Raw genomic sequence first — 23,815 nt, 5'->3', positions numbered from 1 at the left:
TCTATTATTTTACTTTTCTTTTACGAGCCGCTTCAGACTTTTTCTTACGACGAACACTTGGTTTTTCGTAATGCTCTCTTTTGCGGATTTCCTGCTGAATACCTGCTTTGGCACAGTTTCTCTTAAATCTGCGAAGAGCGCTGTCTAAAGATTCATTTTCTTTAACGATAACGTTTGACATTCTTAATTCCTGACCTCCCCTCCAGCCTTATATTGTGCATTATGACTGTTTGGGCACTTTCTTGCACTAGATTATTATACCATAATTGGGATATTCGTCAATAGTAAAAACCAGTTTTTTGATGAAAAGTATGAGTTTTATGAAGGGCTTTTAAAGAGTGTCTTTTATCTCTTTTTGAAGATGCTCGGGGACCTTTTCCTTTATCTCTTCTTCATTTGCATAAATGACATAGTTTTTTAAATCTTCTCCAGCTACTCCGGCACTTCCTGTGAAAGCCCTGGGGGCCATCCCCTGCTGACGGCCTAAAAAAGAAAGTGGTGAATCACTTCCAGTGTCATTAACTGTATCTTTTACCTGATAAGTATATTTTACATGATAAATATCTAAAATATCCCTGATCTCGCTAAATTTTTTTACCGATCTTCCCTGAAAGATCTGTTTCTTTTTCTTCAGCATACAGTTTTACTCCTTTCTCTGTTTCTTATTCGTCATTCTCTATTATATCAAATATATTAAAGAAATTTATTACAATTTTCTGAATATACCGGTATATTTCAATTCTATTTTTATCCAATATATGTTAATATGGTATTAAGCATTAATTTTTGTAATCTTTGTTACAAACGAATTAATTAAGCAACCAGTTCAACTAAGAAAGGCAGGTAACATATGAAAAAATTAAAACAACTATGCAGCGTAATGTTATGTATAGTTATGGTTACTGTATTTACCATAACTCCGATCCGTGCAGATGAAGGAACAACGACGACTACTATTTCCGGTACTGCTTCAATCACAGGAACAGTTGCACAATTTTCGGAAGATAAGGATGTAAAGGCATCTCTGTCTAAAACATCCACTTCTTTAAATGTGACCTTGGAAGCAACTATCGGATATAAAGATGGAACTGTAGAGAAAACAATTAAATCAACTAGTACTGCCAAGACAACCTCTACAGATACAGACGCTGAGGTAATCTTTCAATTTGCACGTAAAGACTTGAACCTATTACCTGCAGGTACTTACGAAATCAAAGCCAAATCTACAGCTTCCAGCGCAAATTCTGTTAAAGAAGCAACCATTGGCTCCGTTACAGTTAACAAGGAAACTCCATCAGTAACCATTGACAAGTCTGTTACCCTGACAAAATCCAGAAGTGATTTTGAAGCTGCCGATGGGGAAATCAAGGCGAAACTTGACAAAGCATTCTTTTCAGACACAAATCCAGCTGCACTGGAGTTAACTGCATCCATCAAAGACAGCAGCAATACAGTCAAATTCACAGCGAAAGCCAATGCTGTTAAAAACGGCGAGGTAACCTTTACTTTTACTCAGGCCGACTTAAATACATTGCCGGAAGGTGATTTTACAATTACCGTAACTTCTGCAGGAAATGCATTTAACAATGAAATAACCGATACTACTCTCGGAACTATCAAAATTACACCGATGAAAAATGCAACTGTTAAGACTCCCCAGAAATTTGATTTATCAAAACAAACCGATATTGTTATAGGAATCGAAAATAACGGCCGGACCTTAAAATCCATCAAAAATGGTTCTCAAACCTTAGCAAGCGGAAAAGATTATACCGTTGGAACCGATTATGTAACAATCAGCAAAGATTATTTCAGTCAATTTGCTGTCGGAACACAATATTTAACCTTTGATTTTGACGAAGGCAGTGATCCGATCTGTCAAGTCGATATCTTCAAATCCTTAAAGAAAACAAACCTGATTTTAAAAGGATATAAGAACAAATCCATTACAACGTTATCAAACAAAACTGCCGGCAGTAAGCTGCCCGAATGGAACAAGAGAAGCTACAAAGCAGCCGGAAGAAAAGGTTACCAGTTTGCTGGATGGACTTACAACGGCAAAACAGTGACAACTGTTCCAGATGACAGATTAAATGTAACGCTCACTGCAAAGTTTTCTAAGTTAAGTGTCGGCAGGGCTTCTGCTTTGTCTGTAAAAGGTAAATCCGGCAAGGGTGTTGGATTCGTTGCAACATCAAAGACCAGCACAAAAGCAGATGGTTCAAAACGTGCATTCCGTTTCCGCTATTCCCGCAGCAGCAGTATGAAAAAAGCAACCTACAAAACAACTGGATTAGGCAAAAATGTATATACAAAAACGGGATTAAAGAAAAATGCCAGATATTATGTTCAGGTTCGATATTACTACTACGATTCAACGAACCAGAAAGTATACGGAGCATACTCAAAAAGTAAATCCGTAAAAGCATACTAACTTTATTCGTTGAGATAGTCCATAAAAATAAAAACCATTAGGCTCTTATATTAATATTAGGAGACTCAATGGTTTTTATTTTATGATTTTCCATTTAATACCAACGCCTATTTATATCGCTTCAAAAATCTTCATTTTGATTGCAAGAATGCAATTAACGAAACCGCTGAAGATATTTCCATTTTCCAGTTTTCGGATCCTTGCCATATATCATCGAATCTATTTCTCCTGTATCTTTATAATACGCTTGTAAAATAATAATACGATCAGTAGTATAATTCTTTTTAAATGTTTCACTCAACATATCTTTTATAAATTCTTCTCTTGTTTTATAACGAATTTTTTTGTAATACTCAGGATCATACTTTACTTCTTTCAGAGATTCATTCATACCTGTCTCTAGGCGTTTTTCGGCATCTTTAATTAAAACTTGTACTTCTTTTTGGGATATTTGTATTTTATGACCTTCTTTATTATCCTTTTTTACACATCCCTGGAATATGCAGCATAGTACTATTAATAAAACAATATTTCTTAATATGCTAACTTTTTGCATTCTGACTTTCCTCCCTACGCATTTATTTGCTAAATTTGGAACTTGAAAATGAATTCGTCTTTAACTTGTTGCTAGAAGCTCTTACCTATATAACCTTTTTGACCTGTCATTTGTGACATAAATTAAGAAATAATTTTAAAAGATTACCTAATGAAACAAAAAAAGATCCATGGACAGCAGATTCTTCCTGCATGTCCATGGATTTTTAATATGTTTTTTATTTGTCCAGCTGTCCAGCCAGCTCTTCCTTCACCTTCGCAATCGCATCATCGATTCCTTCCGGCTTTTTCCCTCCGGCCTGTGCCATATTCGGGCGGCCGCCTCCGCCGCCTCCGACACATCCTGCAATGCCTTTGATCAGATTGCCTGCATGTGCCCCGGCTTTTTGGGCTCCGTCGGTTGCCATGGCAACAAGGAATACTTTTCCGCTAAGAGAGGATGCCAGTACAATGACGCCTTCCCCAAGTTTTTCTTTCAGGGAATCGCCAAGTTCACGAAGACCGTTCATATCCACATCTGCCACCTTTGCAGCCAGAAGCTTCACTCCGCTTACTTCCTGTACCTGGTCCATAACATCTCCGAGAGCATCCTTCGCTAATTTGCTCTTTAAAGATTCATTTTCACTGTGCAGCTCTTTCAGTTCCGCCATTAAGGCTTCCAGACGGCTCATCAGCTTGGCCGGTGTTGATTTTACAACTTTTGCAGCCTCAAACAGTTCTTCTTCCATTTTCTCATAATATTCAAAGACTGCTTTGTCTGTGATTGCTTCGATTCTCCTGACACCTGCAGCCACACCGGTTTCTGAAAGAATCTTAAATGCCGTGATGGATCCTGTGTTAGGCACATGAGTACCTCCGCATAATTCCACCGAGAAATCGCCCATGGAAACTACACGCACTTCATCCCCATATTTCTCGCCGAACAGTGCCATAGCACCTGTGTCCTTCGCATCCTCCATAGACATCAGTTTTGTGTCTACCGGCAGATTTGCAGCGATTTCTTCATTCACAATACTCTCCACCTTTTTAATTTCTTCCGGTGTCATCGGAGAGAAATGAGTAAAATCAAATCTCAGGTGCTTTGCATTGTTGCTGGAACCAGCCTGTTCTACATGGCTTCCCAATACAGTGCGCAGTGCTTTCTGGAGAAGATGGGTTGCGCTGTGGTTCTTTTCTGTCTGACGGCGGTTTCTTTCATTGACATTGAGTAAAACCTTTTCTCCGACACTTAAGTTGCCTTCGTTCACATAGCCTATATGTCCGAACTTTCCTCCGGAAAGTTTAATCACATCTTCCACTGCAAAAGAAGAATTTTCGCTTAGTATTACACCCTGATCCGCTTCCTGTCCTCCGCTGGTGGCATAAAACGGTGTCTTTGAACAGATGATGGTACCTCTCTGCCCTTCCACTAAGGTATCTGTCAGTTCCGTCTCTGTTGTCACAGCGATAATCTCTGACTCACAAGTCAGCGTATCATAACCCACAAACTCAGAGGTCATAGCCGGATCCAGCTGCTCATAGACGGTTGCGTCAGCACCCATGTAGTTCGTTGTCTCACGGGCTGCCCTCGCCTGCTCTCTCTGCTGCTCCATGGATTTCCGGAATCCATCCTCGTCTACAGAGATACCCTTTTCCTCAAGAATCTCTTTTGTCAGATCCAGCGGGAATCCATAAGTATCATAGAGCTTAAAAGCATCCTTTCCGGCAAGTTCCTTCTTTCCTTCCCGTGACATATCCTCTTCCATCTCTGCAAGAATCTGAAGTCCCTGATCGATGGTCCTGTTAAACTGCTCTTCTTCCTTTGTAAGAACTTTGTAGATAAATTCTTCTTTTTCTTTCAGTTCCGGATATCCGTCTTTGGATTCTGCAATAACCGTTTTGCTCAGGCCTGCCAAAAACAGATCTTTCATTCCGAGCATTCTTCCGTGTCTGGCAGCGCGGCGGATCAGACGGCGGAGCACATATCCACGCCCTTCATTGGACGGCATGACCCCGTCAGAAATCATAAAGGATGCAGAACGGATATGGTCTGTGATAACCCGGATTGAAATATCATTCTTCTCATCTGCCCCGTATGTCACTCCTGCCAATTCACAAATCCTGTCACGAATTGCTTTGATTGTATCCACATCAAAGATGGAATCCACTTCCTGGACAACAACAGCCAGGCGTTCTAGACCCATTCCGGTATCAATATTTTTATTTTCCAGTTCTTCGTAATTGCCGTTTCCGTCATTTTCAAACTGAGTAAAAACGTTGTTCCAGACTTCCATGTAGCGGTCACACTCACAGCCTACAGTACAATCCGGACTTCCGCAGCCGTATTTCTCTCCCCGGTCATAGTAAATCTCTGAACATGGCCCGCAGGGTCCTGCTCCATGCTCCCAGAAGTTGTCCTCTTTTCCAAAACGGAAGATCCTCTCAGGCGCAATGCCGATCTCTTTTTCCCAAATCTCAAACGCCTCGTCATCATCCAGATATACAGACGGGTACAGACGGTCCGGGTCAAGCCCTACAACCTCAGTTAAAAACTCCCAGGACCAGCGGATCGCCTCTTTTTTAAAATAATCTCCGAAAGAAAAATTCCCGAGCATCTCAAAAAAGGTACCGTGTCTTGCAGTCTTTCCTACGTTTTCAATATCTCCGGTACGGATACACTTCTGACAGGTTGCAACTCTGGTCTTTGGCGGCACTTCCTGTCCTGTAAAATACGGTTTTAACGGTGCCATACCTGCATTGATCAGCAGAAGACTCTTGTCGTTTTGGGGCACCAGAGAAAAACTCTTCATCACCAAATGATCTTTGCTCTCAAAAAAATCAAGGAACATTTTCCTCAATTCGTTTACTCCATATGACTTCAAATTTTCATCCTCCTAAAATTAATATGAAACTGAACAGCATCCTGCAAGCGGGATTCTTTCTTGCTGCACGGGATATTCTGAAGGAATTTCCTATGCATAAAGAAAACCTTCTGTTACATTCAGAAGGCTTTCCATTCTATCTTACACATCTTATTCCTGATCCTGCTTTGCCTCTTCCTTTGCTTTCTGTGATCTCTTCTGCATCTTACCGACGGCCAGCTTCTTTCCGAAAAAGACGCCGCCTGCCGATACTGCAAGCAAAAAAATAAACTTGATCAGATATGTGACAAACTCTGATAAATATGCGTGCATGTCCTGCCTCCTTTATCAAACCACGGTTCTTTGGTTTGCTCATGTGGCAATTATATCAAATCGGACAGCGTATGACAATTATTTTCTTTCAATTAATTCCTTGGTCACCTCGTCCCATGTCATGCCCCGTTCCGCCATCAGCACCATCAGATGATATAAGAAGTCAGATATTTCATACTTCATCTCTTCCACATCCGGATTCTTGGCTGCGATCACAATCTCTGTGGCTTCCTCACCGACTTTTTTGAGAATCTTATCAATTCCTTTTTCAAATAAGTAATTCGTATAGGAGCCTTCCTTCGGGTGTTCTTTCCGGTCCATAATCACATCATAGACAGACTGAAACACTTCCATCGGATTGTCATCTTTGTATTCCTTTTTCACAAGATCTGTGAAAAAGCAGGAATAATTTCCGGTATGGCAGGCGTTTCCAACCTGCTCTACCTTGGCTAACAGGGTATCTCTGTCACAGTCAATGGTCAGAGATTTTACATATTGATAATGTCCTGATGTATCCCCTTTGGTCCACAGTTCATTCCTGCTGCGGCTGTAATAGGTCATGACACCGGTCTCTACGGTCTTTTCAAACGCTTCCTTTGTCATATAAGCGACCATGAGCACTTCATTGGTCTTATAATCCTGAGTTACCACCGTTAGCATTCCATCACTGTTTAATTTAAATTCATCAAAGCTCATAGAACTTTCAAAAGTATTCACCTGGAGTCCTGAAGTTCTGCATTGATGTTTCAGCTCCATCACCGGAAATGACTCTGCAGACGCCACTGCCAGGTCATCGGCGCCGGTAAGCTCAAGCACTCTGACCGCTTCCTTTACATCAGGTATACTGACCATAAGCTGAAGACCGGATACCTCTCTGATCTTTCTGATCAGGTCTGCATAAACTTCATATCCCTTGTTTGCCACCAGCAGCAGTTCCCCTGCTCCAAGTCTTTTCATTTCTTTTGCAAATGCAGCTGCATCCTCCTGGATATCCAGATCCACAGACACGATGATCTGATCCTTTCCAAACCGGTCACTGGCCTTCTTAACGATCTCCTTGTCCACAAGAACCGTCTTTCCGAGGCAGACTTTAGAAGCTCCTGCATAGAGAATCTTTTTCACATTTTCCAGATCCTCAATGCCGCCCCCTGCATACAGAGGAATATCAATATCTTTGGTGATCTCTTTTATAACCTCAGCCGTTACTTTTGTGTCATAATAGCTGACAGCATCCGCACCTGCATGATCAAATGCCTTGGCGGATTCTGAAAGTTTTTCTCCATAAATACATGGGATTATTTTTATCTGTCGTTCCATTTATAATGCCCCTTTCGTAGAAAGCACATCTGTGATCCGCGGGTCAATACTGACTGCCTCGTCCAACGCCTTGGCAAATGCCTTAAATGCCGCCTCCATCAAATGATGGTTATTTGTACCTGTCAGTTTCCTGATATGCAGATTCATGGCACTGGCATAGGATACTGCATAAAAGAACTCACGTACCATCTCCGTATCGAATCCGCCGACCCTGTCTGCCGTAAAGGAAAGATCCGTCTCAAAGTAAGGTCTTCCTGACAGGTCCAGTCCGCACAGCACAAGTGTCTCGTCCATGGGCAGAATAAAAGAGCCGTACCGCCTGATCCCTTTTTTATCACCGGCCGCCTGTTTAATCGCCTCACCGAGGACAATTCCGGTATCCTCGATCGTGTGATGGCTGTCCACGTGCAGGTCCCCTTCTACCTTTACCTTAAGGTCAAAAAAACCATGCTTTGCAAAACTGATCAGCATGTGGTCAAAAAAACCAATGCCGGTATCAACTTCAGATGCTCCGCGTCCGTCCAAATCGATAAACAGTTTAATCTTTGTTTCACTTGTATTCCGGATAATTTCCGCACTGCGACTCATAATGCTTCCTTTCTCTATTCGTTTTCAAATCTCACTTTAATCGAATTGGCATGGGCTGTCAACTCTTCCTGCTCTGCAAATGTCTCTATATCTTTGTGGACCGGTTCCAGGGCTTCTCTTGAATAATAGATCACACTGGATTTCTTGATAAAATCGTCTACGCTCAGCGGAGAAAAGAACCTGGCTGTCCCGTTAGTCGGAAGCACATGGTTCGGTCCGGCAAAATAATCGCCGAGCGGTTCACTGCTGTACGGTCCGATAAAAATCGCTCCCGCATTCTGAATTCTGGTCATAACATCAAATGGATTTTCTGTCATAATCTCTAAATGCTCCGATGCGATGGCATTTGCTGCATCTACTGCTTCCTTCAGATCCTCTGCGATCAGAATATAGCCAAAAGAATTGAGAGATTTCTCCATGATCTCTGTTCTGGAGAGCTGCTTTAAGAATCCGTCAACCTCTTTGGAAACCTGCTCTGCAAGTTTCTCACTTGTGGTCACTAAGATAGCACTTGCCATCTCGTCATGCTCTGCCTGGGACAGCAGATCTGCTGCCACATACCGGGGATTTGCGCTCTCATCAGCCAAAACCAGGATCTCACTGGGTCCTGCAATCGAATCAATACTCACATTTCCGTATACTGCTTTTTTTGCCAGCGCCACATAAATATTTCCCGGACCTACGATCTTATCCACCTTTGGAATGGATACTGTTCCGAAAGCCAGTGCCGCAACAGCCTGTGCCCCTCCTGCTTTATATACCTTTGAAGCACCTGCCTCTTTTGCTGCAACCAGAGTATTCGGATTGACTTTGCCGTCCCTGCCCGGAGGTGTCACCATGACAATCTCCTTCACTCCTGCCACATGGGCCGGAACTATGTTCATAAGCACGGAAGACGGATAAACTGCCTTTCCGCCCGGTACATAAACACCGCAGGTTGCAAGAGGCGTTACCTTCTGTCCTAACAGAATGCCGTTCTCCTGTGTTTCAAACCAGCTGTTCTGTCTCTGCTTCTGATGAAAGTCACGGATATTGGCAATAGACTTCCTAATTACCTCCAAGAGAGCCGGTTCTACCTTCTCATAGGCCTCTTTTATCTCATCCTCTGTGACCTGCACAGTATCAGCCGTAAGCCTCGCTCCGTCAAACTTCTCCGTATACTCAAACAGTGCCTCATCGCCTCTTGCCTTTACATCACTGACGATGGCATCCACCTGCTCCTGATACCCCTCATAGTGATTCGGGCTTCTTTTCAGCAGATTATTTAAAATGTCTGCGATGGAATCTTTGTTAATCCTTACAGTTCTCATAGTGTCACCCCTGTTTCTTCTCGTCCAATAACTTTTTTAATGCAATGACAATCTTGCTGATCCGTTCCTGTTCCATTCTCTGGCTCACCTGATTCACAACCATTCTTGCAGAAAGCGGACAAATCTCCTCCAGCACTTCCAGACCGTTTTCTCTCAAAGTAGAACCTGTCTCCACGATATCCACAATGACCTCTGAAAGTCCTACAATAGGAGCCAGCTCCACGGATCCGTTGAGCTTTACAATCTCCACTGTCTGGAGCTTTTTGTTATAAAAATATTCTTTCGCAATGTTCGGATACTTGGATGCCACCCGAATCAGCTGGCTGCCGTTCAGATATTTTTTGGCCTCTTTCGGTCCGCACACACACATTTTGCATTTCCCGAACCCAAGGTCCAGCACCTCATAAAGATTACGCCCTTCTTCTAAAATCGTATCCTTTCCGACCACTCCGATGTCAGCTGCCCCGTACTCTACATAAGTCGGAACATCACTTGCTTTGGAAAGGAAAAACTTAAGCTTAAGCTCTTCATTCACAAAGATCAGTTTTCTTGTTTTTTCATCCTTCATCTCTTCGCAGGTAATCCCTATCTGCTCCAGCAAAGATAATGTTTTCTTGGCAAGCCTTCCTTTTGCCAATGCAAATGTTATATATCTCATGTCACTGCCCTTTCGTTAAATCCTTTACTGTGTCCCTGGTTTCATAATATAAAATACATCCGATCGACTGTTCCGAAGCCATAGCTTTATATTCTTCCAGGTCTCTGCTGCGTTTTTCCAATATCACCGTCTTTTGTTCCTTCCTGCAGTTCACTGCAGCCGGAATTGCAGCTTCCATGGCATCTTCTTCATAAATAATCAGCATATCAGTGACATCCGCTTCCATTTCAATCTTCTGGCGCTCCATAGCCATCATCAGATTGTCCAGCACAATGGCAAATCCAACAGAAGGCGCCTTCTTGCCGAACTGTTCAATCAGATTGTCGTAACGTCCGCCCTTCAGCACTGCATCTCCGGTTCCGTAGGTATAGGCTTTAAAAATAACCCCGGTATAGTAGTTGTGGCGGCTCAGCATACCCAGATCGAAACTTATGTACTGTTCCAACCCATATACCTGAAGCATCCGGTATACCTTTCTCAGCTTCCGGATGGCCCTCTTGGATGTCTCATTGGATACAAGGGCATCGGCCTTATCTAAAATATCCACATCGCCGTTCAGCTCATTGAACTGTACAAAAACGTCCTTTACATTCTGAGGAATATCAAGTCCCTCCACAAATTCAATCAGTCCGAAAAAGTTTTTATTGATAATCAGCTCTCTCAGCTGTTCCTTTACATCTTCATCTCCGATGCACTCCACAAGCCCCTGAAAATACTCTACCTGGCCGATGGTCAGGCGGAAGTCCTTAAGCCCCGCATTCAGGCAGCAATCTAAAGCCATGGCAATAATCTCTCCGTCCCCGTGGCTGGATGCGTCATTGATAAGCTCTGCACCCATCTGACAGGTTTCCTTCAGCTTCAGCTGATAGCTGGAATTGTTCTGAAACACATTTCCTGTATAAGCAAACCGCAGGTTCCGTTCTTCACTGTCATAATACTTTGCCACACATCTGGCTACAGAAGGTGTAATATCCGGGCGGAGGACCAGCGTGTTTCCCTCCCGGTCAAAAAATTTGTACATTTCTTTGGAAGAAACAGTTCCTTTTTCACTGTTAAAAATATCAAAAAATTCAAAGGTCGGAGTTATGATGTTCTCATAGCCGTAAAGCTGAAATACATGATTTAATTTGTCCTTTAACCTGAGTCTTTTTTTGCATTCTAATCCGTATATATCCCTTACTCCTTCCGGCGTATGGACCCTCTTTTGATTCATAATTCTTCTCCTTCTTTGCTTTAACAAATTAAAGTGCTAATTCGCTACCACATTAAACACTTTAGTAATCATACCAGTCTCTCTTTTTCTTGTCAACCTTTTCTGCGCCGGTATATGACAGAACCACCGCAGAAAAATTCATTTCCGCAGTGGCAGCATTTGCTTTACATATCCCTGTCCGTTATATCTTCATCCATATGGCTGCTTGCCCCGTACATATCACGTCCCACTACCCGTTTGGCGATCCGTTCATCCTCAATCCACTGACTCAGCAGATCCTTGACTCTTCTGGAATCAGCAATATTCTTAAGTTCGATAACAGGAGTTGAGACATCCTTTGTGGTAAGCCTTATGGTGCCGGTGCCGAAAATGCGGTTGCCGAAGCTTCTCTCATAAGAAACATCCATAATCCTGTATAAAAGGCATTCCTCCTCATGTGTTGACAAAACTCCTGTCTCCGTATATAATCTTTGGTTCTCAACCCTGTATTTTGTAAAGGTAATCGGCCACCACAGCAGATGCCTGCGGTCTGACCATGTTCTGTTTTGTTCATCTATCATTGACTCGGTCCTCCATATTCTGCAAATTACCTTTCCATTATACCTGCTTTGCCAGCAAAAAATCAACCAAAACAAAGCAACACGTGCTATAATACGAGTGTCTAAAAAATGGAGGTGCAGCTATGGCATTTGACGGATTTGTCATTTCAAATATCGTAAACGAACTAAATGAAAAGATTCTGCAAGGAAGAATTTATAAGATTTACCAGCCGGAGGCGGATGAGATTACGCTTGTTATTAAACAGAACCGTGAAAATTTAAGACTTCATCTTTCTGCCAGCCCCAGCCTGCCGATCGTCTATCTGTCGGGACAGGGGAAACAAAATCCGATACAGGCTCCTAATTTCTGCATGCTTTTGAGAAAGCACCTTAGCAACGGCCGGATCATTTCTGTGAATCAGCCGGGCTATGAACGAATCATTGAACTTACAGTGGAACATCTGGATGAATTGGGTGATGTATGCCGGAAAAAACTGATTATTGAACTTATGGGGAAACACAGCAATCTGATCTTTGTAGGACAGAACGGGACAATTCTGGACAGCATCCGGCACGTAGGAGCCAATATGAGTTCCAAAAGGGAAGTACTGCCGGGAATGGAGTACTGCAAGCCTCCTACACAGCATAAAAAAGATATTGACGTATTAACCCTGGAGGATTTTCTCAGTGAGATCAAACCCAAACCTTTATCTGTGGCTAAAGCTCTCTGCTCTTCCATCACAGGCATGAGTTCTTTTTTGGCAAACGAAATCTGCTACCGCGCCGGAGCAGACGGAAATCAGCCCACAGATTCACTTACAGAAGATCAGTGCTCCGACCTGTATGGTCAGCTTAAGAAACTGGCCCTTGCTGTAGAAAAGCACGACTATACGCCCAATATAATATATCAGAATGGGGAACCAAAAGAATTTTCCTGTTTTCCTATGACATCATACGGTTCATCTTATGATGTGAAAGTCTTTCCTTCCATCAGTAATGTTTTAGTCAGCTATTACTCTGAGAAGGAAAAGTACACAAGAATGAAACAGAAGTCTGCGGATCTTAGAAAAATAGTCCAGACTTCCATTGAACGCACGAGCAAGAAATATGACCTGCAGAGAAAGCAGCTTCTCGATACGGAAAAAAGAGATAAATACAAAATATACGGAGAATTGATTCAGGCATATGGATACGGGCTTGAGCCTGAATCCAAATCCCTCACGTGCCTGAACTATTACACCAACGAGGAAATCACCATTCCTCTTGATCCGGCAAAAACTCCGCAGGAGAATGCACAGAAATACTTTACCAAATATAATAAACTGAAACGGACCTTTGAAGCTCTTTCAGAGCTTACAGTGGAGACAAAGGATGACCTGATGCATCTTGAATCGATTGCGTCTTCTCTTTCCCTTGCAGAAAATGAACAGGATCTTGCATCCATCAAGCAGGAACTTTCAGATTATGGCTATTTGAAAAAACGCGGTTCAAAAGGAGTAAAAAAGCCGGCAAAATCTAAACCGCTGCATTTTGTTTCTTCCGACGGATTTCATATGTATGTCGGCAAAAACAATTATCAAAACGATGAATTGACTTTTAAGTTTGCCAACGGGGGAGACTGGTGGTTCCACGCAAAAAATATGCCTGGCTCCCACGTAATCGTCAAAAAAGAACAGGCAGATACTCTGCCGGATACTACGTTTGAAGAAGCCGGGCAGCTTGCCGCTTATTATTCCAGCGGCCGTCAGGCACCAAAAGTAGAGATTGATTATATCCAGCGAAAGGAATTAAAAAAACCGCCGAAAGCAAAGCCTGGATTTGTTATTTACCATACCAATTATTCTATGATGTGCATCCCTGATATCTCAGGCATCAAAGAACTGTAACCGAAAAAGTGTTCTGGCGGTTTTTCTTTCTGTCAAGATGCATTCATATGATATTCAAGTCTGAGTTTATCTGCGATCAGTGCAATGAATTCTGAATTTGTCGGCTTCCCTTTGCCGGCGCTGATTGTATATCCAAACATCTCTTCCAGCAGTTCGATCTTTCCTCTGCTCCAGGCCACTTCAATGGCATGGCGGATTGCCCGTTCCACACTGCTGGAAGTTGTTTTATATTTCTGAGCTATGGTTGGGTATAAAAGTTTGGTTATGTAATTCATCATATTGACATCATGGATTGCCATGATAATACCTTCCCTAATGTATTGGTAACCCTTAATATGAGCAGGTATACCCAGATCTCTGATGATCTTCGTCACATCTTTTTGAATATCATATTCTGAAAACGTTTTTTGAACAGGTTCACTTTTCACTTCAAATGTTTTTTGATAGCCGGTGTTCACCCTTTTCATTCTCATCATCTGATTGATCCTGTCAATTAAGACGTTTGTATGAAACGGCTTCATCATGCAGTAATCGACACCCATCAGGCTGATGCATTCAATCAGTCTCTGGTTTCCGATGGAAGTAATTGCAATAAAAGAAGGTATTTTGTCTTCAGCTATGGTACCGTTGCACTGTTCAATCACGCCTAATCCATCTAAAACCGGGAGGACAATATCAATAACTACCACGTCAGGCTCTTGTTCCTTAATCAGTTTCACTGCAGATGCACCATCGTAAGCAACTCCAACTACCTTCATTTCATTTTCCATTTCTCTGCAAAGTTCCTTAGCCTCATTTTGACTGCTTACAGCTATCAAAATTTTCCGCTTATCATACATTATGTATACCCCTCCATCCAAATCTAACCATTCTAAGAGAGAAATATATCAAGCATATTCCCCTTTGTCAATCGCATAATCAAACAATATTTACTATCTTACATCATTTTCAGACATTTTTTGCGACACGATTCGATCGCCGTATTCCAGTCTGATTTTATCTGCAATTAGTGCAATAAATTCTGAATTTGTTGGTTTTCCTTTTCCCGCATGAACCGTATATCCAAACAAAGCATCAATGGTATCCATCTTTCCGCGTCCCCAGGCAACTTCAATTGCGTGACGGATCGCTCTCTCAACTCTACTAGATGTAGTACCAAACTGTTTGGCAATTGTTGGATATAGTTGTTTCGTAATCGAATTCAAAATATCCATGTCGTAGATGGCCAGCATAATTGAATCCCTCAAATACTGATATCCCTTGATGTGAGCCGGCACACCTATTTCATGGATAATGTTTGTTATAATAATCTCCAGCTGATTCCTGTTCAGCCCTTCCTGGTTCTTTAATGCGACAAAAGGCTTCTGTACTTTTTTGTCTAATTTTGCTTGTTTTATTTTTCGGATTACCATTTCCGAATCAAATGGTTTCAGGATAAAGTATGATGCTCCCAGTTCCATTGCTTCCTCTGCAACACTCTCCTGTCCCATGGCAGTCACCATAATTACCGTCGGCTGTTTTTCCAGTCTTTCATCACGAAGCTTTTCCAATACCCCGATTCCGTCAAGCTTCGGCATGATAATATCCAGAAGAACAACGTCCGGCTTTTTCTCTTTGATAATCTCCACGGCTGCTTCACCGTTTCCTGCACTTCCGATGACCTCTATATCCTGATCTAAGTTTAATAGCTGAGTCATCATACTGACCATTTTCTGATTATCATCCGCGATTGCCACATTAATTTTGCTCATGTTAAGTCCTCCGATTCTGTTTTTATTTACAATATAATTATATATATTTGCAAAGTTTACAAACACCCCTTATCCTTCGCAAGTTCTTTGTAAATAACAGCAAAACCTTTCTATTTAGAGGAATTTAGCATATTTTCAATGAAGGTAGCGTACCCTTTTGTCGAATCGTCAACGAACACATGGGTCACAGCACCTATAATGTGGTTATTCTGAATGATAGGAGTTCCGCTCATACCCTGAACAATACCATTGGTCTGCTTCAACAGTTTCGGATCAGTTATCTCAATCTCCATACCTTTTAATACGTCATGGTTGGATTGATCTACACTTTTGATCTCAATATCATAGGTTTCTCTCCTGCCGCTGATGCAGCTTATAATCTGTGCTTTGCCAGTCTTAACCGACTGCTTATAGCCGATGCGGTATGCTTTGTCTTTCTTATCCGACTGGGTGGTTCCGTAAATGCCGTATTTGGTATTCTTACGGATCGTTCCCAGCAGATTTGCCTCCTTGTAATAAATGCTCCCGACAATCTCTCCGGGAGAACCGGATTTTCCTTTTTGGATTGTATCAATCTGCGGAGTCAGCAGATATCCTCCTTTGATGTCCATCAGCTTTCCGGTATCCATGTCGCAGATCCCATGTCCCAGGCCGCCAAACTCGTTTCCTGCCACATAAGTCATGGTTCCGATCCCCTGAGTATTGTCCCTCACCCAGGCTCCAATCTTGTACTGGCTGTCTGTGACAGACTGGACCGGCTGAACTTTGATCTTTGTTTTTTTATGGTTCCGGATCACTTCCAGAGTGACTTCCCTGCCATTGCTTTCATTGATTTTTTTCATAAAATCAACCTTTGTCTCAACCTTTGACCCATTGACTGACAGAATATAGTCACCCTGATATAATTTATTGGAGCTTGGAGCGTGATTGCCTCCGTCTACCCCGGTGATCATATCGGTTTCCAATACCAGGATTCCGTTTGTCTCCACATAGATGCCCACAATCTTGCCGCTGGGCACCAATGTCTTCTGTTTGACCACATTTACCTTAATGTTCTTTAATGGAATGGTTCCAAACAGCTTTGCTTTGATCTCATCCTGTCCAACAGAATCTTTGGTCAGAACAAAGGGCCTGTTGAGCTTGACCTTCTGATCTTTGACGGTTCCAACCGCCGGCACGTCATACTTTAAACATGCTTTTTCACCCATGGTCAGCTCAATAGCATTGGGCAGTACATTTCTGCAGTATTTGAAATAAACGGCACAGATTCCTACGATGTTTATGACAAACAGAGCAATGAGAAGTTTTCGGTAGTAGTATTTTCTCATGGTTTCCTCCTAAACAGATTAAATCATTTAATGATTTAAAAAAGGACGTATGCGTTTATGCGATACATCCTTTTTATTATGTCTGAAACCAACGAAAAGCACTCAGTATAATTTTGCGTCATTTGCTAAACATTTCATTTCTTTTGAGTTTTTTAAAACGGCCTCTGTGAGATCATCGCCGTTGATCATCCGGCCCAATTCCCTTAAGGAATCCTCCTGTGAGAGTCTCTGTATGGTAGTCGTGGTCTTCTTTTTGTCGGCATGCTTTTCAATATAATAATGAGAGTCAGCCATTGCTGCAATCTGGGGCAGATGAGTGATCGCCAGCACCTGATGGTCTTTTGCGATAACGGCCATCTTCCGGGCCACTTTGTTCGCTGTCTCTCCGCTGATCCCTGTGTCTATTTCATCAAAAATCAAGGTTCCCACCTGGTCCACATCTGCAAGAACGGATTTGATGGCAAGCATAATCCTGGAAAGCTCACCTCCTGATGCCACCTCTGCCATAGGACGGACCGGAAGGCCAGGATTGGTTGAGATCAGAAAAGATACTTTATCAATTCCATCAGCATTGGCTGCCTCAGAAGATGAGACCTGAATCTGAAACTTGACTGAAAGAAAATTAAGGTCTGAGAGAGCTTTAAAAATCTGCTGTTCCAAAATCTTTGCCGCTTTTCTCCGCTCTTTTGACAGCCTGCCTGCCGTTTCATAAAACATCTTTTCTGCCCGGGCTGTCTGTTCAAGAAGAAGGGCTTTTTCTTCCTCATAATGTTCGTAGGTTAAAAGTTTCTCCTGTGCCTTATCCCGGTAGCTTAACACGTCCTCAATGGTCCTGCCGTACTTGTCTTTCAGGCTGTTGAGCAGATTCAGCCTTTCTTCTGTCCTGGCAAATTCTTCGGCATCAAATTCCATGGATGACATATATTCTGAGATCTGCTGGTTAAATCCATTAATAATATCCTCTGCCTGGAGAAGCTGTTCATACGTATCCCCAAGTGCCTGATCCAGATTTACGATACCCTGAAGGTGTTTTAAAGCGCTTGAGAGCAGTGTCCCCACAGATATGTCTGCTTCATTTCCGGTACATTCATAAGTTTTTTTGATACCCTCCATGATCTCCTGGCTGTGAACCATCTTCTGATATTGTTCATCCAAAGCTTCATCTTCATTTTTCACAGGCTGTGCATCTTCAATTTCCTGGATTTCATGATTTAAAAAACTCATTTCACGAAGTCTCTGTGCTTCATCTACAGTAAACTCTTCCTGCCGTTTCAGCAGCTTCTGAAGGTGTTCAAAAGACGTTTTTGTCTCTTTTACATATTGTTTCCCATTTTGGCTTAAAAAATGGTCTAAAATCGATTTGTGATTTTTTTCATTTAAAAGCGACTGATGCTCCTGCTGTCCGTGAAGGTTCATGAGCCTTTCAGCAACCTCCTGAAGGGTCTTTAACGTAACCATACAGTCATTGATACGGTTGACACTGCGTTTCTCGGAGATCACTCTCTTTATCAAAATCATGCCGTCTTCTGCAGCCAGGTCTTTTTCCCTTAAATCCCCAAGAATATCCTCATCATCTGTATAGAATAAGAGTTCGATCAAAGCCTCCTTCTGTCCCGGCCTGATCATATCCCTGGAAACCTTTTTCCCAAGGGCGCTCTCAATGGAACCGATGATGATGGATTTTCCAGCACCTGTCTCACCGGTCAGAATATTTAAATGCTCATCGAACTGGATCTCAATCTCGTCAATTAAAGCTAAATTTTTTACATGCAGACTCTGTAACATAGTTCACCTACTTATCACTTGTGCTTTCCATCATCAAGCGGATCTCCCCGATGATATCGCTGCCTTTTTCCTGTTCTCTGACTGCACAGAAGATCGTGTCGTCCCCCGCGATGGAACCCATAAGTCCGGGAAGGTCCAGATCATCCAGCGCAGCGGCACATGCCATCGCCATACCTGCGGCAGTCTTGATAACCATAAGATTTCCCGCTGTCTCGATAGAAACGATGGCATCATTTAAAATCCGCTGATAGGTCTTTGCCACTTCTTTTTCCCTGGCAGCCAAAAGTCCATATGCCTGTCTTCCGTCCGGAAGGGGGATCTTTGTGAGCTCAAGCTCCCTGATATCCCTGGAAACCGTGGCCTGGGTTGTACTGAAACCCTGTTCGTTCAGGCGGTTTGTAAGCTCCTCCTGAGTCTCAACAGGGCTTTTGGCAATCAGTTCAATAATTGCCTGCTGTCTCTTTTTTTTCATGCTTTTCCACCAACTTTCGCACGGAGTGTATGATAAAAACTCTTTTCCTGAACCTTGACGACCTTCGCTACCTTCCGGGACTTGTTGATTTTTATAATATCCCCTGGGTTCAGGCGTTCCGCCACCTGGCCGTCGAAGGTAACCAAAGCCTCTTCAAGCTGGGTTTTCCTCACCTTTTGTATATGAATCTCTATGGTGTCCCATTCTCCCAAAACAATACTCTTCGCCTGCAGGGAATGCGGGCATACCGGCGTAATCAGTATGACATTTGCCTCCGGATTGACAATAGGCCCTCCCGCAGAGAGATTGTATCCTGTAGATCCGGTAGGCGTGGAGATAATAACTCCGTCCGCCGCATATACATCCAGAAGTTCACCGTTGACAATGATCTTAAACGAAATGATCCTGGAGAAACCGCTTCTGGTAATCACAATATCGTTGAGGGCGGACAGCCGGTAACAGGAAATATCCCGGTGAAAGATACATCCTTCCAGCATCATCCTCTCTTCGATATGGAAGCGGTCGCTGAGCAGGTCATCAAGGCCCTCTGATAGATGGGACATTTCGATCTCAGTCAGAAATCCCAGCGTCCCCAGATTGACCCCTACCACAGGGAGATCATGGGGTGCGATCAGCCGGGATGCATGAAGCATGGTTCCGTCTCCTCCCAGTACAATTACACATTCCGCATCTTCCGGAATGTTGGAGTAGGTCTGTGTGTCCTCCGTAAAATCTTCCCGCAGGACAGCCTTCCCGCCCCTCGCCTCAAGATAATCCTTAATCCGGTTCGATGCAGCAAAACCGGGATCCTTCACTTCATTGGTCATAATCAAAAAATTCTTCATTGTTTACCTTCTTCTACTCTTTTGCCTTTTCCAGATCGCCATGGGATGCCCCCACCACTTCCGGAATTTTTTCTTTTAGAACATTCTCATGCTGCATTTCTTCTGTTTTCTTCATATGAAGGAGGTACTCAATGTTCCCCTCCGGTCCTTTGATCGGAGAATAGTCCAGGTGGAGGAGTTCAAAACCGCTGCAGCAGGCAAACTCTGTGATCTTTTCAATGACTTCCTCATGAACTGCAGGATCTCTCACAACGCCCTTTTTCCCAACCTTTTCCCTGCCGGCCTCAAACTGAGGCTTAATCAGGGCGGTAACCTCTCCTCCGGTCTCCAGTATCCCGTAAACTGCAGGCAGGATCTTGGTCAGTGAGATAAAAGAGACGTCAATGGATACAAATTGTGCAGGCTCATCAATATCCTCAGGAGTCACATAGCGCATATTCGTGCGCTCCATGCATACAACCCTTTCATCATTCCTCAGGCTCCAGTCCAGCTGTCCATGTCCCACGTCTACGGAATAAACTTTTTTGGCCCCGTTCAGCAGCATACAATGGGTAAAACCGCCGGTGGATGCACCCACATCCATACACACCCTGCCGTCCAGACAGATACCGAACTGCTTCATCGCCTTTTCCAGTTTCAGCCCCCCGCGGCTCACATATTTTAAAGTTTTTCCTTTGATTTCAATGGGCAGTTCCTCTTTGATCATCGTCCCGGCTTTATCTTCTCTCTGTCCGTCCACAAAGACTACACCGGACATAATAATGGCTTTTGCCTTCTCACGTGATGCTGCCAGTCCTCTTTTTACAAGCAGGACATCTAATCGTTCTTTCATGCTTTATCTCCAATCCACTCTTTGATCTTGTCTGTCATTGAGGCGCTGTCAAGCCCCAGCATCTTTCGAAGCTCATCCACAGAACCATGCTCTACGAACTGGTCATCAATGCCGATATTCCGGATCCTTCCTTTGTAATCATGTTCTGTGAGAGTCTGAGTCACCTGCTGTCCGAATCCTCCGTTTAAGACACCCTCTTCCATTGTCACAATCAAGCGGTGCCCTTCCATGAGAGAACAGATCAGATCAGTATCCAGAGGCTTTACAAATCTCGGGTTCACCAGCGTCGGTTCATAACCCAGCTTCACCAGCTCCTTATACACTTCATAACCTTCCTCCATCATACTGCCGAGAGGAATCAGGGCAATCTCTGTACCTTTCTTCAATATACATCCTTTTCCCTTTTTAACCGGCGAAAAATCTTCTTCAAACAGGTCTGATGCCGGACCTCTGGAATATTTTACGGCCACAGGCCCTTCCTCTTCCGTAAGTGCATAGGTGACCATTTCTTTTAATTCCCTTCCGTTGACAGGCGCTGTCACTGTAAAATTGGGGATAGAGGACAGATACGTCACATCAAAGATACCTTGATGTGTCTCCCCGTCAGCCCCAACCAGGCCGGACCGGTCCACGCCGATCAGCACAGGTAGATTTCCGATGCCCACATCATGAAGAAGCTGGTCATAAGCCCTCTGGAGAAATGTTGAATAAACGGCCGCAACGGGCTTCAGTCCTTTTGCCGCCATACCCGCACAAAATGCGACCGCATGCTGCTCGGCAATGCCCACATCAAAAAAACGTTCCGGATATCTGTCACGGAACTTAGACAGTCCTGTGCCCTCCGGCATAGCAGCTGTAACAGCCACAATATCCGGGTCGTCTTTGGCAAGCTCCACAACCGTGTCCGAAAATATATCCGTACAGGTCGGCCCGGACCCGCTTTTAAGCGCTTTTCCAGTCCTTACGTTAAATGGGTTTACTCCATGGAAACGGGAAGGATCCTGTTCTGCATACTTATATCCCTTTCCCTTTTTGGTGACCACATGGACAATAATCGGCTCCTCCAGCTTCTGGGCACGCTGAAAAGTTTCCGCCAAAAGCGGTACATTGTGTCCGTCAATGGGGCCTATATAAGTAATCCCCATGTCCTCAAACATCATACCCGGCACAAACAGCTGTTTGATCGAGTCTTTGGACCTCTTTAATCCTTTGGCAATAGGTTCCCCCACCACCGGGATCTGCATAAGAGATTTTTCTATATTTCCTTTAAAGTCTACGTATTCTTTTTTTGAGCGGACCCGGTTCAGGTAGCCGGACATGCCGCCTACATTTTCCGATATGGACATCTTATTGTCATTGAGAACTACGATCAGCTTTCGTTTCTCTTCTCTGAGCCTGACCATGTTGTTTAAAGCTTCATAGGCCATACCACCGGAAAGTGCCCCGTCCCCCAGAACTGCCACGATCGTCTCATCCGTTCCCCTCAGATCCCTGGCCTGTGAAAGGCCCAGAGCAACTCCTATGGAAGTAGAACTGTGGCCGCTGTGAAAGGCGTCACAGTCGCTCTCTGTACGTTTTGGGAAACCGCTCATCCCGCCATACTGACGCAGGCTTTTAAACCCGTCCATCCTGCCGGTAAGGATCTTATGGACATAGGACTGGTGCCCCACATCAAAGACCAGCTGGTCTTTCGGAAAGTCCATCGTAAGGTGCAGTGCCATCGTAAGCTCTACAGCTCCCAGATTGGAAGCCAGATGGCCTCCTGTCCTGCTCACATTCAAAAGCAAAAACTTCCGGATCTCTTTTGCCAGAAGTCTGTAATCTTTGGGATTTATATTTTTAATGTCGTTGGGATGCTTTATCTGTTCTAACATATTGACTCCTTCAATATCTGCCTTTTGCTCAATAGGTCCTGTGTATCAGATATTCCACCAGACCGGTCAGATAGCCGTCCGGCTCATCATAGTCTTTAAGGACAGCGGCCGCTTCCATAGAGATCTTCTCCACATCTCTTTTGGCCTGTTCAAGCCCTTTGAGGGTCACATATGTGGTTTTGTGATTCTTTTCATCACTTCCCACTGGTTTCCCGATCTCGTCTTCATTGCCTGTAATATCCAGAATATCATCCTGAATCTGAAATGCCAGTCCGATCTTCCTGCCGCACTGTTCCATATCATGAACCTGGGTGTCCGAAGCACCGGCAAGCACTGCGCCGATCATCAGGCATGCTTCGATCAGTGCTGAGGTCTTGTTGCTGTGAATAAACATGATCTCGTCAATAGAAAGTTCTCTGCCTTCCAGTTCCACATCAGCCACCTGGCCGCCGATCATCCCGTAGATGCCCGGCTTGCAGGCCAGAATCTGTACTGCTTTTGCAGTCCTTATAAGATCTGTCCCCTCCATATCAAAGGCTCCGGCGGCAGTTTCAAAAGCATAATTCAGCAGAGCATCCCCGGTAAGAACTGCCATATCTTCTCCATAGACAATATGGCAGGTTTTCTGCCCTCTTCGGTAATCGTCGTTATCCAGAGCAGGCAGATCATCGTGAATCAGGGAATAGGTGTGAATCATCTCAATCGCAGCCATAAATGGCTCTATAACCTTTCCCTCACCTCCGAACATCTTATAGGCCTCTTCCATCAGCATGGGCCTGAGTCTCTTGCCTCCTGCTCTGACCGTTGTATTCATAGCCGTGAGCACTGTCTTTGCCGGTCCTTCCGGTTTGGGAAGATAATGGTCCAGCACTGCTTCGATGTGTTCCGTCCTATTTGCCATCTCCTGCTTAAAATTATCCATTCTGTTCTCCATCCTGCTCCAAAATGATCAGTTCCTTCTCCACTTGATCCAGGGAGTCTCTGCATTCCTTCAAAACCTCCACACCCTTTGTATAGAGATCTACAGCGTCCGACAGCTTCACATCCTCCTGTTCCAGCTGCTTGATGATCTCATCCAGCTGTGAAAACCCTTCATCTATCTGAAATTTCTTCTTGGCCATATCTGTGATACCTCATACCCTTTCTGCATCTATTTTTTAAATTATATCATATTTTCTTTGAATTATCTTTTCCTTATTTCGACTGTTCTTATTATAATGCTGAACAGACGTTCATTCAACTTAAATTTTTATAA

General features: G+C 43.6%; 23 protein-coding genes. 2 read left to right on the top strand and 21 right to left on the bottom strand.

Translation table 11 applies throughout. From position 1 onward, the window contains the following. Positions 1–4: 4 nt before the first annotated feature. Entirely contained in the window at positions 5–181 is a 177-nt protein-coding gene (gene rpsU, locus KH180_RS06495) for a 30S ribosomal protein S21 (RefSeq protein WP_006567174.1), read from the bottom strand. Between the two features lie 150 nt (positions 182–331). Continuing rightward, entirely contained in the window at positions 332–637 is a 306-nt protein-coding gene (locus KH180_RS06490) for a hypothetical protein (RefSeq protein WP_290758076.1), read from the bottom strand. A gap of 213 nt (positions 638–850) precedes the next feature. Between KH180_RS06490 and KH180_RS06485 the strand changes: the two genes are divergently transcribed. Further along, the gene (locus KH180_RS06485; RefSeq protein WP_290758073.1) at positions 851–2,434 is read left to right on the top strand and encodes a X2-like carbohydrate binding domain-containing protein; all 1,584 of its coding nucleotides are present in this window, start codon (positions 851–853) and stop codon (positions 2,432–2,434) included. Between the two features lie 154 nt (positions 2,435–2,588). Here the strand turns inward: KH180_RS06485 and KH180_RS06480 are convergent, their stop codons facing one another. The 9 genes from KH180_RS06480 to KH180_RS06440 all read right to left on the bottom strand — a co-directional run bounded on the left by KH180_RS06480 (position 2,589) and on the right by KH180_RS06440 (position 11,808). Then, a complete protein-coding gene (locus KH180_RS06480; protein ID WP_290758071.1) occupies positions 2,589–2,990 on the bottom strand; it encodes a hypothetical protein in 402 nt (133 codons plus the stop codon). Positions 2,991–3,207: 217 nt separating this feature from the next. Then, positions 3,208–5,850, bottom strand: a complete 2,643-nt coding sequence (gene alaS, locus KH180_RS06475) for an alanine--tRNA ligase (RefSeq protein ID WP_290758069.1) — start codon at positions 5,848–5,850, stop codon at positions 3,208–3,210. 150 nt (positions 5,851–6,000) lie between these two features. Further along, positions 6,001–6,162, bottom strand: a complete 162-nt coding sequence (locus KH180_RS06470; RefSeq protein ID WP_290758067.1) for a hypothetical protein — start codon at positions 6,160–6,162, stop codon at positions 6,001–6,003. A gap of 78 nt (positions 6,163–6,240) precedes the next feature. After that, on the bottom strand, positions 6,241–7,479 hold the full coding sequence (gene hisIE, locus KH180_RS06465; RefSeq protein ID WP_290758065.1) for a bifunctional phosphoribosyl-AMP cyclohydrolase/phosphoribosyl-ATP diphosphatase HisIE: 1,239 nt from the start codon (positions 7,477–7,479) through the stop codon (positions 6,241–6,243). Further along, positions 7,480–8,067 carry an imidazoleglycerol-phosphate dehydratase HisB gene (gene hisB, locus KH180_RS06460; protein ID WP_290758062.1) on the bottom strand — a complete coding sequence of 196 codons (588 nt, stop codon included), beginning with the start codon at positions 8,065–8,067 and terminating at the stop codon, positions 7,480–7,482. Between the two features lie 14 nt (positions 8,068–8,081). Further along, complete coding sequence (gene hisD / locus KH180_RS06455; RefSeq protein ID WP_290758059.1) at positions 8,082–9,377, bottom strand: histidinol dehydrogenase; 1,296 nt, start codon at positions 9,375–9,377, stop codon at positions 8,082–8,084. A gap of 4 nt (positions 9,378–9,381) precedes the next feature. After that, complete coding sequence (hisG, locus tag KH180_RS06450) at positions 9,382–10,035, bottom strand: ATP phosphoribosyltransferase (RefSeq protein ID WP_290758057.1); 654 nt, start codon at positions 10,033–10,035, stop codon at positions 9,382–9,384. 1 nt (position 10,036) lies between these two features. Continuing rightward, entirely contained in the window at positions 10,037–11,248 is a 1,212-nt protein-coding gene (hisZ, locus tag KH180_RS06445) for an ATP phosphoribosyltransferase regulatory subunit (protein ID WP_290758055.1), read from the bottom strand. A 164-nt stretch (positions 11,249–11,412) separates the two neighbouring features. Beyond that, entirely contained in the window at positions 11,413–11,808 is a 396-nt protein-coding gene (locus KH180_RS06440; RefSeq protein ID WP_290758053.1) for a PH domain-containing protein, read from the bottom strand. A 122-nt stretch (positions 11,809–11,930) separates the two neighbouring features. On the opposite strand from KH180_RS06440, the gene KH180_RS06435 reads away from it, so the two are divergent. Beyond that, complete coding sequence (locus KH180_RS06435) at positions 11,931–13,673, top strand: Rqc2 family fibronectin-binding protein (protein ID WP_290758050.1); 1,743 nt, start codon at positions 11,931–11,933, stop codon at positions 13,671–13,673. Positions 13,674–13,705: 32 nt separating this feature from the next. On the opposite strand, the gene spo0A (KH180_RS06430) is transcribed toward KH180_RS06435, so the two are convergent. The 10 genes from spo0A (KH180_RS06430) to xseB form a co-directional block, all read right to left on the bottom strand. Further along, positions 13,706–14,512 (bottom strand): sporulation transcription factor Spo0A, encoded by an 807-nt coding sequence (gene spo0A / locus KH180_RS06430; RefSeq protein WP_290758048.1) that lies wholly within the window; start codon positions 14,510–14,512, stop codon positions 13,706–13,708. Positions 14,513–14,605: 93 nt separating this feature from the next. Beyond that, entirely contained in the window at positions 14,606–15,424 is an 819-nt protein-coding gene (gene spo0A / locus KH180_RS06425) for a sporulation transcription factor Spo0A (RefSeq protein WP_290758045.1), read from the bottom strand. Between the two features lie 110 nt (positions 15,425–15,534). Next, positions 15,535–16,752, bottom strand: a complete 1,218-nt coding sequence (gene spoIVB, locus KH180_RS06420; RefSeq protein ID WP_290758043.1) for a SpoIVB peptidase — start codon at positions 16,750–16,752, stop codon at positions 15,535–15,537. 102 nt (positions 16,753–16,854) lie between these two features. Further along, a complete protein-coding gene (recN, locus tag KH180_RS06415) occupies positions 16,855–18,537 on the bottom strand; it encodes a DNA repair protein RecN (protein ID WP_290758041.1) in 1,683 nt (560 codons plus the stop codon). Positions 18,538–18,544: 7 nt separating this feature from the next. Further along, positions 18,545–19,009: an arginine repressor gene (argR, locus tag KH180_RS06410; RefSeq protein WP_290758037.1), complete on the bottom strand. Its 465-nt coding sequence runs from the start codon at positions 19,007–19,009 to the stop codon at positions 18,545–18,547. Beyond that, positions 19,006–19,854: an NAD(+)/NADH kinase gene (locus tag KH180_RS06405; RefSeq protein ID WP_290758035.1), complete on the bottom strand. Its 849-nt coding sequence runs from the start codon at positions 19,852–19,854 to the stop codon at positions 19,006–19,008. Before KH180_RS06405 ends, argR begins: the two co-directional genes overlap by 4 nt. A gap of 13 nt (positions 19,855–19,867) precedes the next feature. Continuing rightward, positions 19,868–20,686 carry a TlyA family RNA methyltransferase gene (locus tag KH180_RS06400; protein ID WP_290758031.1) on the bottom strand — a complete coding sequence of 273 codons (819 nt, stop codon included), beginning with the start codon at positions 20,684–20,686 and terminating at the stop codon, positions 19,868–19,870. Further along, positions 20,683–22,560 (bottom strand): 1-deoxy-D-xylulose-5-phosphate synthase, encoded by a 1,878-nt coding sequence (dxs, locus tag KH180_RS06395; protein WP_290758028.1) that lies wholly within the window; start codon positions 22,558–22,560, stop codon positions 20,683–20,685. The genes KH180_RS06400 and dxs overlap by 4 nt, the downstream gene beginning before the upstream one ends. 28 nt (positions 22,561–22,588) lie before the next feature. Beyond that, positions 22,589–23,482, bottom strand: coding sequence for a polyprenyl synthetase family protein (locus KH180_RS06390; RefSeq protein WP_290758025.1), 894 nt, complete (start codon positions 23,480–23,482; stop codon positions 22,589–22,591). Then, positions 23,475–23,681 carry an exodeoxyribonuclease VII small subunit gene (gene xseB / locus KH180_RS06385; protein WP_290758022.1) on the bottom strand — a complete coding sequence of 69 codons (207 nt, stop codon included), beginning with the start codon at positions 23,679–23,681 and terminating at the stop codon, positions 23,475–23,477. Before xseB ends, KH180_RS06390 begins: the two co-directional genes overlap by 8 nt. Positions 23,682–23,815: the final 134 nt, after the last annotated feature.

It is taken from the genome of Anaerostipes sp., from assembly GCF_018381315.1.
Lineage (GTDB): Bacteria > Bacillota > Clostridia > Lachnospirales > Lachnospiraceae > Anaerostipes.
Note: the sequence above shows the minus strand (reverse complement) of the source record. Positions and strands in the feature narration are given on the sequence as shown.

Coding starts and splice junctions, on each gene's coding strand:
- rpsU (WP_006567174.1), bottom strand. CDS start 181: ATGTCAAACGTTATCGTTAAAGAAAATGAATCTTTAGACAGCGCTCTT.
- KH180_RS06490 (WP_290758076.1), bottom strand. CDS start 637: ATGCTGAAGAAAAAGAAACAGATCTTTCAGGGAAGATCGGTAAAAAAA.
- KH180_RS06485 (WP_290758073.1), top strand. CDS start 851: ATGAAAAAATTAAAACAACTATGCAGCGTAATGTTATGTATAGTTATG.
- KH180_RS06480 (WP_290758071.1), bottom strand. CDS start 2,990: ATGCAAAAAGTTAGCATATTAAGAAATATTGTTTTATTAATAGTACTA.
- KH180_RS06470 (WP_290758067.1), bottom strand. CDS start 6,162: ATGCACGCATATTTATCAGAGTTTGTCACATATCTGATCAAGTTTATT.
- hisIE (WP_290758065.1), bottom strand. CDS start 7,479: ATGGAACGACAGATAAAAATAATCCCATGTATTTATGGAGAAAAACTT.
- hisB (WP_290758062.1), bottom strand. CDS start 8,067: ATGAGTCGCAGTGCGGAAATTATCCGGAATACAAGTGAAACAAAGATT.
- hisD (WP_290758059.1), bottom strand. CDS start 9,377: ATGAGAACTGTAAGGATTAACAAAGATTCCATCGCAGACATTTTAAAT.
- hisG (WP_290758057.1), bottom strand. CDS start 10,035: ATGAGATATATAACATTTGCATTGGCAAAAGGAAGGCTTGCCAAGAAA.
- hisZ (WP_290758055.1), bottom strand. CDS start 11,248: ATGAATCAAAAGAGGGTCCATACGCCGGAAGGAGTAAGGGATATATAC.
- KH180_RS06440 (WP_290758053.1), bottom strand. CDS start 11,808: ATGATAGATGAACAAAACAGAACATGGTCAGACCGCAGGCATCTGCTG.
- KH180_RS06435 (WP_290758050.1), top strand. CDS start 11,931: ATGGCATTTGACGGATTTGTCATTTCAAATATCGTAAACGAACTAAAT.
- spo0A (WP_290758048.1), bottom strand. CDS start 14,512: ATGTATGATAAGCGGAAAATTTTGATAGCTGTAAGCAGTCAAAATGAG.
- spo0A (WP_290758045.1), bottom strand. CDS start 15,424: ATGAGCAAAATTAATGTGGCAATCGCGGATGATAATCAGAAAATGGTC.
- spoIVB (WP_290758043.1), bottom strand. CDS start 16,752: ATGAGAAAATACTACTACCGAAAACTTCTCATTGCTCTGTTTGTCATA.
- recN (WP_290758041.1), bottom strand. CDS start 18,537: ATGTTACAGAGTCTGCATGTAAAAAATTTAGCTTTAATTGACGAGATT.
- argR (WP_290758037.1), bottom strand. CDS start 19,009: ATGAAAAAAAAGAGACAGCAGGCAATTATTGAACTGATTGCCAAAAGC.
- KH180_RS06405 (WP_290758035.1), bottom strand. CDS start 19,854: ATGAAGAATTTTTTGATTATGACCAATGAAGTGAAGGATCCCGGTTTT.
- KH180_RS06400 (WP_290758031.1), bottom strand. CDS start 20,686: ATGAAAGAACGATTAGATGTCCTGCTTGTAAAAAGAGGACTGGCAGCA.
- dxs (WP_290758028.1), bottom strand. CDS start 22,560: ATGTTAGAACAGATAAAGCATCCCAACGACATTAAAAATATAAATCCC.
- KH180_RS06390 (WP_290758025.1), bottom strand. CDS start 23,482: ATGGATAATTTTAAGCAGGAGATGGCAAATAGGACGGAACACATCGAA.
- xseB (WP_290758022.1), bottom strand. CDS start 23,681: ATGGCCAAGAAGAAATTTCAGATAGATGAAGGGTTTTCACAGCTGGAT.